This is a genomic window from Rhizobacter sp. P1_G5 (assembly GCF_056405435.1).
On the sequence record NZ_JBFUCB010000090.1, the window covers coordinates 1 to 14,407 of the forward strand.

The 14,407-nt window shown below is 66.8% G+C and carries 15 protein-coding genes; 3 read left to right on the forward strand and 12 right to left on the reverse strand.

The window, feature by feature from the left end:
* From AC1D12_RS09235 to AC1D12_RS09290, 12 genes are all read right to left on the reverse strand, one after another.
* On the reverse strand, positions 1-464 hold a 464-nt coding region (locus AC1D12_RS09235), incomplete at its 3' end, for a type IV pilus assembly protein FimV (protein WP_477840050.1).
* 326 nt (positions 465-790) lie between these two features.
* Positions 791-1,924 carry an aspartate-semialdehyde dehydrogenase gene (gene asd, locus AC1D12_RS09240; RefSeq protein ID WP_477840052.1) on the reverse strand — a complete coding sequence of 378 codons (1,134 nt, stop codon included), beginning with the start codon at positions 1,922-1,924 and terminating at the stop codon, positions 791-793.
* A 57-nt stretch (positions 1,925-1,981) separates the two neighbouring features.
* Entirely contained in the window at positions 1,982-3,061 is a 1,080-nt protein-coding gene (gene leuB / locus AC1D12_RS09245; protein ID WP_477840055.1) for a 3-isopropylmalate dehydrogenase, read from the reverse strand.
* A gap of 19 nt (positions 3,062-3,080) precedes the next feature.
* Positions 3,081-3,725 carry a 3-isopropylmalate dehydratase small subunit gene (gene leuD / locus AC1D12_RS09250; protein WP_465114469.1) on the reverse strand — a complete coding sequence of 215 codons (645 nt, stop codon included), beginning with the start codon at positions 3,723-3,725 and terminating at the stop codon, positions 3,081-3,083.
* Positions 3,726-3,738: 13 nt separating this feature from the next.
* Positions 3,739-5,148: a 3-isopropylmalate dehydratase large subunit gene (gene leuC, locus AC1D12_RS09255; RefSeq protein ID WP_477840058.1), complete on the reverse strand. Its 1,410-nt coding sequence runs from the start codon at positions 5,146-5,148 to the stop codon at positions 3,739-3,741.
* Between the two features lie 117 nt (positions 5,149-5,265).
* On the reverse strand, positions 5,266-6,579 hold the full coding sequence (gltA, locus tag AC1D12_RS09260; RefSeq protein WP_465114467.1) for a citrate synthase: 1,314 nt from the start codon (positions 6,577-6,579) through the stop codon (positions 5,266-5,268).
* Between the two features lie 46 nt (positions 6,580-6,625).
* On the reverse strand, positions 6,626-6,895 hold the full coding sequence (locus AC1D12_RS09265; protein WP_047511252.1) for an FAD assembly factor SdhE: 270 nt from the start codon (positions 6,893-6,895) through the stop codon (positions 6,626-6,628).
* A 7-nt stretch (positions 6,896-6,902) separates the two neighbouring features.
* The gene (locus tag AC1D12_RS09270) at positions 6,903-7,607 is read right to left on the reverse strand and encodes a succinate dehydrogenase iron-sulfur subunit (RefSeq protein WP_477840059.1); all 705 of its coding nucleotides are present in this window, start codon (positions 7,605-7,607) and stop codon (positions 6,903-6,905) included.
* 31 nt (positions 7,608-7,638) lie between these two features.
* Positions 7,639-9,366 (reverse strand): succinate dehydrogenase flavoprotein subunit, encoded by a 1,728-nt coding sequence (gene sdhA, locus AC1D12_RS09275; protein ID WP_477840064.1) that lies wholly within the window; start codon positions 9,364-9,366, stop codon positions 7,639-7,641.
* Positions 9,367-9,439: 73 nt separating this feature from the next.
* A complete protein-coding gene (sdhD, locus tag AC1D12_RS09280; RefSeq protein ID WP_047511244.1) occupies positions 9,440-9,802 on the reverse strand; it encodes a succinate dehydrogenase, hydrophobic membrane anchor protein in 363 nt (120 codons plus the stop codon).
* An 11-nt stretch (positions 9,803-9,813) separates the two neighbouring features.
* The gene (gene sdhC, locus AC1D12_RS09285; protein WP_477828618.1) at positions 9,814-10,242 is read right to left on the reverse strand and encodes a succinate dehydrogenase, cytochrome b556 subunit; all 429 of its coding nucleotides are present in this window, start codon (positions 10,240-10,242) and stop codon (positions 9,814-9,816) included.
* Between the two features lie 128 nt (positions 10,243-10,370).
* The gene (locus AC1D12_RS09290) at positions 10,371-11,156 is read right to left on the reverse strand and encodes a GntR family transcriptional regulator (RefSeq protein ID WP_047511240.1); all 786 of its coding nucleotides are present in this window, start codon (positions 11,154-11,156) and stop codon (positions 10,371-10,373) included.
* A gap of 150 nt (positions 11,157-11,306) precedes the next feature.
* Here AC1D12_RS09290 and AC1D12_RS09295 point away from each other — a divergent pair, with 150 nt between their 5' ends.
* The 3 genes from AC1D12_RS09295 to AC1D12_RS09305 all read left to right on the forward strand — a co-directional run bounded on the left by AC1D12_RS09295 (position 11,307) and on the right by AC1D12_RS09305 (position 14,151).
* Positions 11,307-12,293, forward strand: a complete 987-nt coding sequence (locus tag AC1D12_RS09295) for a malate dehydrogenase (RefSeq protein WP_477840062.1) — start codon at positions 11,307-11,309, stop codon at positions 12,291-12,293.
* A gap of 74 nt (positions 12,294-12,367) precedes the next feature.
* Positions 12,368-13,156, forward strand: a complete 789-nt coding sequence (gene tam / locus AC1D12_RS09300; protein WP_477826306.1) for a trans-aconitate 2-methyltransferase — start codon at positions 12,368-12,370, stop codon at positions 13,154-13,156.
* The gene (locus AC1D12_RS09305) at positions 13,156-14,151 is read left to right on the forward strand and encodes an HpcH/HpaI aldolase/citrate lyase family protein (RefSeq protein ID WP_477826305.1); all 996 of its coding nucleotides are present in this window, start codon (positions 13,156-13,158) and stop codon (positions 14,149-14,151) included. The genes tam and AC1D12_RS09305 overlap by 1 nt, the downstream gene beginning before the upstream one ends.
* Positions 14,152-14,407 lie beyond the last annotated feature (256 nt).

Sequence of the window (14,407 nt, forward strand, 5' to 3'; positions counted from 1 at the left end):
GCCCGCGGCGCGGGCGCTGGCGTCGCGGCGGCAGCCGCTTCGGCCGCCGGGGACAGCGCCGGCGACGTGGCCGGAGCCGGTGCCGGCGCAGCAGCCAGGTTGCGCGTCGACGGCGGGTCGAACAGCATCGTGTACTCGCGCACCAGGCGGCCGGTCGACCAGGTGATCTCGAGGATCACGTCGACGAAGGGCTCCTGCACGGCGCGATCGCTCGTGACCTTCAGGAAGGCGCGGCCGTCGGGACGGCGCTGCAGCGAGACCTGCGTGGCCGGCAGCACCTGGTTGTAGTCGACGCCCGCGGCGCGGTACGACTCCGGCGGCGCGATGCGCACGTTCAGGTTCGACGCCTCTTCGGGCGTCAGGCTCGTGACCTCGATTTCCGCGCGGAGGGTTTCACCAAGCGCCGACTGGACCGCCAGCCGCCCGAGGCCGAGCGCCCAGGCGTTGGTGGCAGACAGACACATGGCAGCGATGGCCACGCCGGTCAGAGCAAAGCGGCGAGCGAACAACGAATTTCTTTTCAAGGCGTCTCCCAAGTGGAGGTGGCGGGCAGTGCACAGGCTCCCGTCGATTGGCGTCGTTCTTCTTGAGAAACCAGCACGCACCCCAGGCGCAGTAGAAAACACAATAACATCAACTAGATACGAAGACAAGCTCATGCATTGGCTGACGTTCCCGCCAGAGACGGGATTCGGGGCTTCTGGGGAGTGTCCTGTTGCAGTACGGCAACGCAACAGAACACTCCGTCTTCACTGGTAACTCTCTGTCACTCCAACGGAATTTCCGCCGGTCACTGACCCAGCAGGATCCGCAGCATGCGGCGCAGCGGTTCGGCCGCGCCCCACAGCAACTGGTCGCCGACCGTGAAGGCGCCGAGGTATTCCGGCCCCATCGCCATCTTGCGCAGGCGTCCCACGGGAATCGTCAGCGTGCCGGTCACCGACACCGGCGTCAGGTCCGTAATCGTCGCCTCACGCGTGTTCGGCACGACCTTGACCCACGCGTTGTCGTTGGCGATCAAGGCCTCGATGTCGGCCAGGGGCACGTTCTTCTTGAGCTTGAACGTCAGCGCCTGGCTGTGGCAGCGCATCGCGCCGATGCGCACGCAGAAGCCGTCGACCGGAATGGGCGGCGTGCCGAAGCCCGTGCCCTGCCCGAGGATCTTGTTGGTCTCGGCCTCGCCCTTCCACTCTTCCTTGCTCATGCCGTTGCCGAGATCCTTGTCGATCCACGGGATCAGGCTGCCGGCCAGCGGGACGCCGAAGTTGGCGATCTCCGCTTCGGACAGCGAGCGCTGCTTCGCGACGAGCTTGCGGTCGATCTCGAGGATCGCGCTCTTCGGGTCGTCGAGCAGCGGGCGCACCTCGGCGTTCAGCGTGCCGAACTGCGTCAGCAGCTCGCGCATGTGCTGCGCGCCGCCGCCCGAAGCCGCCTGGTAGGTCTGGGTGCTCATCCACTCGACGAGGCCCGCCTTGTAGAGCGCGCCCACGCCCATCAGCATGCAGCTGACGGTGCAGTTGCCGCCGATCCAGTCGCGCTGGCCGGCCGCCAGTGCGTTCTTGATGACCGGCATGTTGACCGGGTCGAGCACGATGACGGCGTTGTCCTTCATGCGCAGCGACGACGCCGCATCGATCCAGTGCCCGTTCCAGCCGGCGTTGCGCAGCTTCGGGTAGACCTCGTTGGTGTAGTCGCCGCCCTGGCAGGTGATGACGATGTCGCAGCGCTTGAGCGCCTCGATGTCGTTCGCATCCTGCAGCGTGGTCTCGTTCTTCGCGTAGGCGGGCGCCTTGCCGCCGGCATTGCTGGTGCTGAAGAACACCGGCTCGATCAGCTCGAAGTCGTTCTCTTGCGCCATGCGGTCGATCAGCACCGACCCCACCATGCCTCGCCAGCCCACCAGGCCGACCAATCTCGTTGCCATCTTTCTGTCCTGTCCGTTGAATTCGTTCGTGAAGGGTTTCGTCGAAAAAGCGTCGGGTCAGCCGTTCGCTTTCAGGTGGGCGACCACAGCGTCGCCCATCTCCTTCGTGCCCACCTTCGTGGTGCCTTCACTGTGAATATCGGCGGTGCGCAGCCCCTTGGCCAGCACCGCCTTGACAGCCGCCTCGATGCGCAGCGCCGCGGCTTCCTGGTTCAGGCTGAAGCGCAGCATCATCGCCGCCGACAGGATGGTGGCCAGCGGGTTCGCGATGCCCTTGCCGGCGATGTCCGGAGCCGAGCCGTGGCTGGGCTCGTACAGCCCCTGGTTCTTCGCGTTCAGCGAGGCCGACGGCAGCATGCCGATCGAGCCGGTCAGCATCGCCGCCTCGTCGCTGAGGATGTCGCCGAACATGTTGCCGGTGACGATCACGTCGAGCCGCTTCGGATCCTTCACCAGCTGCATCGCCGCGTTGTCGACGTACATGTGCTCCAGCGCCACGTCGGGGTACTGCGCATGCACCTCGGTGACGACGTCGCGCCAGAACTGGAAGGTCTCCAGCACGTTGGCCTTGTCGACGCTCAGCACCTTCTTGTTGCGCTTGCGCGCCGCCTRGAACGCGACATGCGCGATGCGCTCGATCTCGGGGCGCGAATAGCGCATCGTGTCGAAGGCCTCGTCGGCGCCGGCGAACGCGCCGTCGGGCGACTTCCGGCGGCCGCGCGGCTGGCCGAAGTAGATGTCGCCGGTCAGCTCGCGGATGATCAGCAGGTCGAGGCCGGCCACCACCTCGGGCTTCAGCGTCGACGCATGCGTCAGCTCCTCGTAGCAGATCGCCGGGCGGAAGTTGGCGAACAGCTCCAGGTTCTTGCGCAGGCCGAGGATGGCCTGCTCCGGGCGCAGGTGGCGCTCGAGCTTGTCGTACTTCCAGTCGCCGACGGCGCCGAACAGCACTGCGTCGGCCGACTTGGCCAGCGCGAGCGTGGCCTCGGGCAGCGGGTGGCCATGGGCCGCATAGGCCGCGCCGCCGACCTCGGCGCTCTCGGTCTCGAAGCGCAGGTCGAGGCAGCCGAGCACCTTGACGGCCTCGGCCATGATCTCCACCCCGATGCCGTCACCCGGCAGGATCGCAATCTTCACGAATCAATTCCTTCTTGGATCAGACGCGCTGGGCCAGCCAGGGCTTCTGCAACAGGCGCTCTGCTTCGAACGCACGAATCTTGTCGGCATGGCGCAGCGTGAGGCCGATGTCGTCAAAGCCGTTGAGCAGGCAGAATTTTCGGAAGGGCTGGACGTCGAAAGGGATCACCTCCCCGCCCGGCCTCTGGACGACCTGGCGGTCCAGGTCGATCGTCAACTTGTAGCCGACAAACGCGTTCACCTCGTCGAACAGGCGGCTCACCTCGTGCTCGGGCAGCACGATCGGCAGCAGGCCGTTCTTGAAGCAGTTGTTGAAGAAGATGTCGGCATAGCTCGGCGCGATGATCGCGCGGAAGCCGTATTGGTCAAGCGCCCAGGGGGCATGCTCGCGCGACGAGCCGCAGCCGAAGTTCTTGCGCGTGACCAGCACCGAGGCGCCCTGGTAGCGCGGCTGGTTCAGCACGAAATCGGGGTTGCGCTTGCGGCTGGCCGGATCCTGGCCGGGCTCGCCGTGGTCGAGGTAGCGCCATTCGTCGAACAGGTTCGGGCCGAACCCGGACTTCTTGATCGACTTCAGGAACTGCTTCGGGATGATCGCGTCGGTGTCGACGTTCTCGCGGTCGAGCGGGGCGACCAGGCCGGTGTGGATGCGGAAGGCTTGCATGGTCAGTGTCTCCTCAGGACAGGCGACGCACGTCGACGAAATGGCCCTGCATCGCGGCCGCGGCCGCCATCGCCGGGCTGACCAGGTGGGTGCGGCCACCGGCGCCCTGCCGGCCCTCGAAGTTGCGGTTCGACGTGGACGCGCAGCGCTCGCCCGGCTCCAGCCGGTCGGCGTTCATCGCGAGGCACATCGAGCAGCCCGGTTCGCGCCATTCGAAGCCGGCGCCGCGGAAGACCACGTCCAGGCCCTCGCGCTCGGCCTGCTCCTTCACGAGGCCCGACCCCGGCACCACCAGCGCGAGCTTGACGTTCTTCGCCAGCTTGCCGCCGATGCGGCGCACGACGGCCGCGGCCTCGCGCAGATCCTCGATGCGCGAGTTGGTGCACGAGCCGATGAACACCTTGTCGATCAGGATGTCGGTGATCGGCTTGTTCGGCTCCAGCGCCATGTACTGCAGCGCACGCTCCATCGCGCCGCGCTTGCCGCTGTCCTTCTCGCGGTCCGGGTCGGGCACGCGGTCGTCGATCGACAGCACCATCTCGGGCGAGGTGCCCCAGGTGACCTGCGGGCGGATGGTCGACGCGTCGAGCTCGACGACGGCATCGAAGTGCGCACCGGCGTCGGTGTGCAGCGTGCGCCAGTAGGCGACGGCGTGGTCCCACTCGAGGCCGCTGGGCGTGAACGGGCGGCCCTTCACATAGGCGATGGTGGTGTCGTCGACGCCGACCAGGCCGGCGCGGGCGCCSGCYTCRATYGCCATGTTGCASACCGTCATGCGGCCTTCCATGCTGAGCGCACGGATCGCGCTGCCGGCGAACTCGATCGTGTAGCCGGTGCCGCCGGCGGTGCCGATCTTGCCGATGATGGCGAGCACGATGTCCTTGGCGCTGCAGCCGCGCGCCAGCGTGCCTTCCACCTTGACCAGCATGTTCTTCGCCTTGCGCGCCAGCAGCGTCTGCGTGGCCAGCACATGCTCGACCTCGCTGGTCCCGATGCCGTGCGCCAGCGCGCCGAACGCACCGTGCGTGGAGGTGTGCGAATCGCCGCAGACCACCGTCATGCCCGGCAGCGTGGCGCCCTGCTCCGGGCCGATCACATGGACGATGCCCTGGCGCTTGTCGTTCATCTTGAACTGCGTGATGCCGACGCGGTCGCAGTTGGCGTCCAGCGTGTCGACCTGCAGCTTCGAGATCGGGTMGGCGATGCCGTGCGAGCGGTCGGTGGTCGGCACGTTGTGGTCGCTGACCGCCAGGTTGGCCGACAGGCGCCACACCTTGCGGTGCGCCAGGTCCAGGCCCTCGAACGCCTGCGGGCTGGTGACTTCGTGCACCAGGTGGCGATCGATGTAGAGGAYGGCKGTGCCGTCKTCYTCGGTGTGGACGACGTGYTCGTCCCAGATYTTGTCGTAGAGSGTGCGGGCCATGGTGGCTTCCAGGTGAGACTCTGGCGAATCAACGATTTTAGGCGCTGAACAATGAAAAACCCCGGCGCCAGGCCGGGGTTTTCGCAGGGTGGAGTTCAGGCTGCTTTGCCGGCGGGCTCAGTTTCGCTGCGCAATGGGTTTCACATTGCGCTGCGTGGCACCGTGGAATAGCTGGCGCGGACGGCCGATCTTGTACTCCGGGTCGCCGATCATCTCGTTCAGCTGGGCGATCCAGCCGACCGTGCGGGCCAGCGCGAAGATCGCGGTGAACAGGCTGACCGGGATGCCGATCGCGCGCTGCACGATGCCCGAGTAGAAGTCGACGTTCGGGTACAGCTTGCGGGCGACGAAGTACTCGTCTTCCAGCGCGATCTTCTCGAGCTCCATCGCGAGCTTGAACAGCGGGTCGTTGTGCAGGCCCAGTGCGTTCAGCACCTCGTGGCAGGTCTCGCGCATCAGCTTGGCGCGCGGGTCGTAGTTCTTGTAGACGCGGTGGCCGAAGCCCATCAGCTTGATGCCGGAGTTCTTGTCCTTCACCTGCTTGATGAACTCGCCGATCTTCTCGACGCCGCCCATCTTCTGCACGTCCTCGAGCATGTTCAGCGCCGCCTCGTTGGCGCCGCCGTGGGCCGGGCCCCACAGGCAGGCCACGCCGGCCGCGATCGCCGCGAACGGGTTGGTGCCCGACGAACCGCACAGGCGCACCGTCGAGGTCGACGCGTTCTGCTCGTGGTCGGCGTGCAGGATGAAGATGCGGTCCATCGCGCGCACCAGCACCTCGTTCGGCTCGTACTCCTCGCACGGCGTCGCGAACATCATGCGCATGAAGTTGCCCGAGTACGACAGGTCGTTCTTCGGGTAGATGTACGGCTGGCCGATGCCGTACTTGTAGGCCATCGCCACCAGCGTCGGCATCTTCGCGATCAGGCGGATCGCCGAGATCTCGCGGTGCTTCGGGTTGTTGATGTCGGTGCTGTCGTGATAGAAGGCCGACAGCCCGCCGACCAGGCCGGTCAGCACCGCCATCGGGTGCGCGTCGCGGCGGAAGCCGCGCAGGAAGAACTGCATCTGCTCGTTGACCATCGTGTGGTTGGTCACCGTCTTGACGAAGTCGGCCTTCTCGGTCTCGTTCGGCAGCTCGCCGTTCAGCAGCAGGTAGCAGGTCTCGAGGTAGTCGCAGTTGGTCGCGAGCTGCTCGATCGGGTAGCCGCGGTACAGCAGCTCGCCCTTGTCACCGTCGATGTAGGTGATGGTCGACTGGCACGACGCGGTCGACAGGAAGCCGGGGTCGTAAGTGAACTTGCCGGTCTGCGCGTAGAGCTTGCGGATGTCGATGACGTCCGGGCCGATCGTGCCCTTGTAGACCGGCAGGTCCATCGCAGGGCTGCCATCGGAGAACGACAGGGTGGCTTTCACGTCGGACGGGGTCATGAGCATTCCTTCAAGCAGGGCAGGTTATGAGACTGAAAACACGCCTTCAGTGCCTGGCGCGCATCAGCTGCAGCACTTCGAGCACGTCGTCGCGCCGCAGGTCGCCATCGGGCTCCTTGCGGGCGAGCAACAGGTCCAGCAAATCGTTGTCGGACAGATCCATCAGCAGGGTCAGCCCCTCGGCCTGCCGGGTTGTCAACGCCGATTCATGACGCGCAAAGAACCGCTCGACGAACAGGTCGTTCTCGAGCAGGCCGCGCCGGCAACGCCAGCGCAGCTTGCTGAGGGCACGTTCGTCGAGCAGCGTGTCGGTCATGTCGAGTTCAGACGGCTCTACGAACCATCAGTTCCTTGATCTTGCCGATCGCCTTCGTCGGGTTCAGCCCCTTCGGGCAGACGTCGACGCAGTTCATGATCGTGTGGCAGCGGAACAGGCGGTACGGATCCTCGAGGTTGTCGAGGCGGGCGCCGGTGTCCTGGTCGCGGCTGTCGGCGATGAAGCGGTAGGCCTGCAGCAGCCCGGCGGGGCCGACGAACTTGTCGGGGTTCCACCAGAAGCTCGGGCAGCTCGTCGAGCAGCTCGCGCACAGGATGCACTCGTACAGCCCGTTCAGTTCCTCGCGCTCTTCCGGCGACTGCAGGCGCTCCTTCTCGGGCGGCGGCATGTCGTTGACGAGGTAGGGCTTGATCGAGTTGTACTGCGTGAAGAACTGCGTCATGTCGACGATCAGGTCACGCACCACCGGCAGGCCCGGCAGSGGCTTSAGCAYGAYGACSTCGGGCAGCGTGCGCATGTTGGTCAGGCACGCGAGGCCGTTCTTGCCGTTGATGTTCATCGCGTCCGAACCGCAGACGCCTTCGCGGCACGAGCGGCGGAAGCTGATCGTCGGGTCGACCGCCTTCAGCTTCATCAGCGCATCGAGCAGCATGCGCTCGCTGCCGTCGAGCTCGACCTCGAGGGTCTGCATGCGGGGCTTCGAATCCGTGTCGGGGTCGTAGCGGTAGATCTGGAAAACACGCTTGGTCATGAAATGCTTTCGACGTTCTCGTGGCGATGGCTCAGAACGAGCGGACCTTCGGCGGAATCGACTCGGCCGTCAGCGGGGTCAGTTTCACGGGCTTGTAGTCGAGGCGGTTGCCCTCGCTGTACCACAGCGAGTGCTTCATCCACACCTTGTCGTTGCGGCCGTTCGGGAATTCCGGCGAATCGGCGTAGTCGTTGACGGTGTGCGCGCCGCGGCTCTCGTGGCGGGCGGCCGCCGAGATCATCGTGGCGAGCGCCGCCTCGATCAGGTTCTCGACTTCCAGCGCCTCGATGCGGGCGGTGTTGAACACCTTGGACTTGTCGGCCAGGTGGATGTTCTTCACGCGCTCGGCGATCGCCTTGACCTGCTCGACGCCTTCGTCCATCGTCGCCTGCGTGCGGAACACGCCGGCATGCTTCTGCATCGAGTTGCGCAGGTCGTTGGCGACGTCCTGCGCGTATTCGCCGCCGCTGCTCGCCTCGTACTTGTTCAGGCGGGCCAGCGTGCGCTCGGCCGCATCGGCCGGCAGCGGCTTGTGGGCCTGGGTCTTCAGCGCCGAATCGACGATGTGGTTGCCGGCCGCGCGGCCGAACACCAGCAGGTCGAGCAGCGAGTTCGTGCCCAGGCGGTTCGCGCCGTGCACGCTGACGCAGGCGCATTCGCCGACCGCGTACAGGCCGTTGACCACCGCGTTCGGGTCGCCGTCCTTCGGCACCACGACCTGGCCGTGGATGTTGGTCGGGATGCCGCCCATCTGGTAGTGGATGGTCGGCACGACCGGGATCGGCTCCTTCGTGATGTCGACGTTCGCGAAGTTGTGGCCGATCTCCAGCACGCTGGGCAGGCGCTTCATGATCGTCTCGGAGCCGAGGTGGGTCATGTCGAGCACGACGTAGTCCTTGTTGGGACCGCAGCCGCGCCCTTCCTTGATCTCCTGGTCCATGCAGCGCGAGACGAAGTCGCGCGGCGCCAGGTCCTTCAGCGTCGGGGCGTAGCGCTCCATGAAGCGCTCGCCGTCGCTGTTGCGCAGGATCGCGCCCTCGCCGCGGCAGCCCTCGGTCAGCAGCACGCCGGCACCGGCCACGCCGGTCGGGTGGAACTGCCAGAACTCCATGTCCTCGAGCGGGATGCCGGCGCGYGCCGCCATGCCCAGGCCGTCGCCGGTGTTGATGAAGGCGTTGGTCGAGGCCGCGAAGATGCGCCCCGCGCCGCCGGTGGCCAGCAGCACGGTCTTGGCTTCGAGGATGTGCAGCTCGCCGGTCTCCATCTCGAGCGCGGTGACGCCGACCACGTCGCCCTCGGCGTCGCGGATCAGGTCGAGCGCCATCCACTCGACGAAGAAGTGCGTGCGCGCCTTGACGTTCTGCTGGTACAGCGTGTGCAGCATCGCGTGGCCGGTGCGGTCGGCGGCGGCGCAGGCGCGCTGCACCGGCTTYTCGCCGTAGTTGGCGGTGTGGCCGCCGAASGGGCGCTGGTARATSGTGCCGTCGGGGTTGCGGTCGAAMGGCATGCCSAWGTGCTCGAGSTCGTASACGACCTTCGGCGCCTCGCGGCACATGAATTCGATCGCGTCCTGGTCGCCGAGCCAGTCGGAACCCTTCACGGTGTCGAAGAAGTGGTAGTGCCAGTTGTCTTCGGACATGTTGCCGAGCGAGGCACCGATGCCGCCCTGCGCGGCCACCGTGTGCGAACGGGTCGGGAACACCTTGGACAGCACGGCGACGTTCAGCCCGGCACGGGCCAGCTGCAGCGAGGCACGCATGCCCGAGCCGCCGGCGCCGACGATGACGACGTCGAACTTGCGCTTGGAGATCGAGGAAGAGGAAAAGCTCACGTCACAGTCTCCAGAGCACTTGAATCGCCCAGCCGGCACAGCCGACCAGCCACACCAGCGTGAGCACCTGCAGGGCCAGCTTCACGCCGACCGGCTTCACGTAGTCCATCAGCACGTCGCGCACGCCGACCCACACGTGGTAGGCCAGCGAGACGATCACGACGAAGGTCAGCACCTTCATCCACTGGCGCGAGAAGATGCCGGCCCACTTGTCGTAGCCCATCGAGCCCGGCAGCAGCACCTGCACGATCAGCGCGACCGTGAACAGCGCCATCACCAGTGCGGTGGCGCGCTGGGCCATCCAGTCGCGCAGGCCGTAGTGCGCGCCGACGACCAGGCGCTTCGAACCAAAGTTTTGTGTCATGGTGTGGCGCCTCAGAAGAACAGCTTCCAGCCGAGCACGAGGGTCAGCAGGACACTCAGCACCAGCGTGACGAGGGCCGACTGGCGGCCGAATTCCTTGCTGACCGAGTGCGTCGCGTCCATCCACAGGTGGCGCACGCCGGCGATGAAGTGATGCAGGTAGGACCAGATCAGCGCGAGCGTCACCAGCTTGATGAACCAGGCCGGCACGAAGCCGTAGCCGCCCATGAAGACGCCGGTGAACTGCGAGTACGAGACCTCGGAGGTGAGGCTGGTGTCGAACATCCAGATGATGAACGGGAGCAGCACGAACATCAGCAGGCCGCTGACGCGGTGCAGGATGGACACCCAGCCCGCAAGGGGCAGCCGGTACTGGGTGGCGTCGATCAGACGCATCGTTCCTGGCCTCCGTGAGGAGATTGGCTTGGAAATCTCTGTCATACCCACCTTGTGTAATCGAGACGAAACCGAAGGATTTTATTGCAACGCAGCAGATTCTCGTGGGGGTCGGAGAAGTGACCGCGGCAAATGATGCGCCTTCGCGACCAACTTCGGGCGCGGCGACACGGCTAACTGAGTTCGTTCCTGTAGTAATGCGAGCGCGTGTTGTAGAGGCCGCGCCGCAGCTCGACCGGCTTGTCGCCATAGGTGCGCGACAGCCGCTCCACGCTGAGCAGCGGCTCGCCGACCGGCACGCCCAGCAGTTCGGCCGCGCCGGCATCGGCCGCCACCGCCCGCAACTGCTCCTCGGCCCGGATCATGCGCACGCCGAATTCGGTCTCGAACAGGCCGTACAAGGGCCCGCGGTAGTCGGTCAGGCGCTCGGCCGTCAGCCCCTTGAACAGCGCAGCCGGCAGCCAGATGTCGTCCAGCACGACCGGCACGCGCTTGAACTGCAGCAGGCGGCGGATCTGGATCGCCGCGTCGCCGGCCTTCAGCTCCAGCGCGCGGGCGATCTCGGCATTCGGCCGCTGGCGGCGGCAATCGATGACATGGCGTGTCGCGCCGCCGATCTCGCCGTCATCGGGCATCAGGCGCAGGAAGCGGTACTGGATCTTCTCTTCCGCATGCGTCGCGACGAAGGTGCCCTTGCCCTGGCGGCGCACCAGCAGGTTCTCGTCGGCCATCGCGTCGATCGCCTTGCGCACCGTGCCCTGGCTCACCTTGTAGCGCGCGGCCAGCTCCATCTCGCTCGGGATCGCCTCGCCGGGCTTCCATTCGCCGCCCTGCAGGCTGCGCGTGATCAGCGCCTTGATCTGCTGGTACAGCGGGCTGAAGGCCGGCCCGCCGGCATCGGCGGGGGGCGCTTCGCCGGCAGCGGCAGCAGCAGAAAGGGAGGGGATCGAGGCGGCCATGAGACCGCGATTGCAGCACAGCTCGCCCCCTGTCGTCCATGACTGATGGAAGATGTCTTATATAAGACATAAGATCATTGACAAGGGGGTGGGTCGACACCTAGACTCGCCCTACACTTCAGGCACCACTGAACCCTGCGGAGACTCCTCATGAGCAAGAAACCCGTTCGCGTTGCCGTCACCGGTGCCGCCGGCCAGATCGGCTATGTCCTGCTGTTCCGTATCGCCTCGGGCGAGATGCTGGGCAAGGACCAGCCGGTGATCCTGCAACTGCTCGAGATCCCCGACGAGAAGGCCCAAAAGGCGCTGAAGGGCGTGATGATGGAACTCGACGACTGCGCGTTCCCGCTGCTGGCCGGCATGGAAGCGCACGGCGATGCCAACACCGCCTTCAAGGACACCGATTACGCGCTGCTGGTCGGCGCCCGCCCGCGCGGTCCCGGCATGGAACGCAAGGACCTGCTGGCCGCCAACGCGCAGATCTTCACCGCGCAAGGCAAGGCACTGAATGCCGTCGCATCGCGCAACGTCAAGGTGCTGGTGGTCGGCAACCCGGCCAACACCAACGCCTACATCGCGATGAAGAGCGCGCCCGACCTGCCGCGCAAGAACTTCACCGCGATGCTGCGCCTGGACCACAACCGCGCCGCGTCGCAGATCGCCGCCAAGACCGGCAAGCCGGTGTCGAGCATCGAGAAGCTGGCCGTGTGGGGCAACCACTCGCCGACGATGTACGCCGACTACCGCTTCGCGACGATCGACGGCAAGTCGGTCAAGGAACTGATCAACGACGACGTGTGGAACAAGGACACGTTCCTGCCGACCGTCGGCAAGCGCGGTGCCGCGATCATCGAAGCACGCGGCCTGAGCTCGGCCGCCTCGGCCGCCAACGCCGCGATCGACCACATGCGCGACTGGGCGCTGGGCARCAACGGCAAGTGGGTCACGATGGGCATCGCCTCCGATGGCCAGTACGGCATCCCGAAGGACACGATGTTCGGCTTCCCGGTCACCACCGCCGGCGGCGAGTACAAGCTGGTCGAGGGCCTGGCGATCGACGCGTTCTCGCAAGAGCGCATCAACCTGACCCTCAAGGAACTGCAAGAGGAACAAGAAGGCGTCAAGCACCTTCTGTAAGCACGGCTGCGGGCCCGAGAGAAGGCCGGACTGCATCCGGCCTTTTTTTCGGCTCGACCGCTACGGAGCAAGCGATGAGCGACTGGAATCCAGCCCTGTACAAGCAATTCGAGGACGAGCGCACGCGCCCGGCGCGCGACCTGCTGGCGCAGGTGGATGCCATCCCGGCCGGTCCGGTGTTCGATCTCGGCTGCGGGCCGGGCAACTCGACCGAATTGCTGGTCCATCGCTTTCCCGGCGCGCAGGTCGTCGGCACCGACACCTCCGAGGCGATGCTCGCCAGCGCCCGGGAGCGCCTTCCGGGCTGCCGCTTCGAGCTGAGCGACATCTCCACCTGGCGCGCGACGTCATCCGCCACTTCGCCCGCCGCGCTGATCTACGCGAACGCCTCGCTGCAATGGGTGCCCGACCACGCGGCGCTGCTGCCACGGCTGTTCGCCGAGCTCGCGCCGGGCGGCACGCTCGCGATCCAGATGCCCGACAACCGCGACGAGCCCACGCACCGGCTGATGCGCGAGACCGCCGCGCTCGCGCCCTGGGCCGAGCCGATCGGCGATGCCGACCGCAAGCGCACGCCGATGCTCGGCGTCGGCGGCTACTACGACCTGCTCGCGCCGCTGGCCGCGCGGGTGCAGGTGTGGCGCACCGCCTACCAGCACCCGATGGCCGACGCCGCCGCAATCGTCGAATGGGTGCGCGCCACCGGGCTGAAGCCGTTCATCGATCCGCTGCCGCCCACGCTGCGCGCCTCGTTCCTCGAGGCCTACACCCGGCGCATCGCCGAGGCCTACCCGGCGCACGCCGACGGCCGGCTGCTGCTGGCGTTCCCGCGGCTGTTCATCGTCGCGACGAAGGCTGCCTGATGAACCAGCATCCGCGCGAGATCCTGTTCGGCGCCGGCGACGTGCTGCCCGCCCTGCCCGTCTGCGACCACTATGCCGGCGTCGAGGCCCGCATGCACAAGAGCCTCGCGCTGCAGGCCGAGCTCGGGCCGGTGTTCGACATCACGCTCGATTGCGAGGATGGCGCGCCGGTCGGCGGCGAGGCCGAGCATGCGCAGATGGTCGCGTCGTTCGTGATGTCGGCCGCCAACCGCCACGGCCGCGTCGGCGCCCGCGTGCATGCGCCGGACGAGGCCGCCTTCGATGCCGACGTCGACACGCTGGTCAAGCAGGCCGGCACCCGGCTGGCCTACCTGATGGTGCCCAAGGTCGAGAGCCTCGCGCAGCTGCAGGCCGCGATCTCGTCGATCGACGCCGCGGGCGTGCGCCACGGCCTCGAGCGGCAGATCCCGATCCACGCGCTGGTCGAGACGCACGGCGCGCTGCGCGAGGTCGACGCGATCGCCGCGCACCCGCGCATCGAATCGCTGTCGTTCGGCCTGATGGATTTCGTCTCGGCGCACCGCGGCGCGATCGGCCACCAGGCGATGAGCGCCACCGGCCAGTTCGAGCACCCGCTGGTGCTGCGCGCCAAGCTGGAGATCTCGGCCGCCTGTCACGGCCATGGCAAGGTGCCGTCGCACTGCGTCGTCACCGAGTTCCGCAAGCTCGATCTGCTGCAGAACGCTGCGACGAAGGCCGCGCGCCAGCTCGGCTACCTGCGCATGTGGAGCATCCACCCCGACCAGGTCCGCACCATCGTCGACGCGTTCGCGCCGACCGCCGCCGAGACCGACCTCGCGACCGAGATCCTGATGGCGGCCCAGGCGGCCCGCTGGGCGCCCACCAGCCACCGCGACACGCTGCATGACCGGGCGAGCTACCGCTACTACTGGCATGTGCTGGAGCGCGCGGCCCGCACCGGGCAACCGCTGCCGATCGAGGTGCGGCAGGCCTTCTTCGCGGAGGGCCTGTGATGTTTTCCACGCCCTCGCGCGGCAAGTGCGCAACAAGCCTTCAAATTGTTTCAAAGACGGGGGTTGCAGCCCGATGTGTGCCACCACCAACCTCCACAATCGCTCCTTCTCACAACCCGTTGGAGCGACACGATGTCCCGCAACCTCTTTCTTGCCAATGCCTTCGCACTGGCCGTTGGCCTGACCTCGGCTGCCGCGATGGCTGCCGATCCCGCCACCCCGGCGAAGCCGGCCGCGAAGCCCGCTGCTGCCGCCC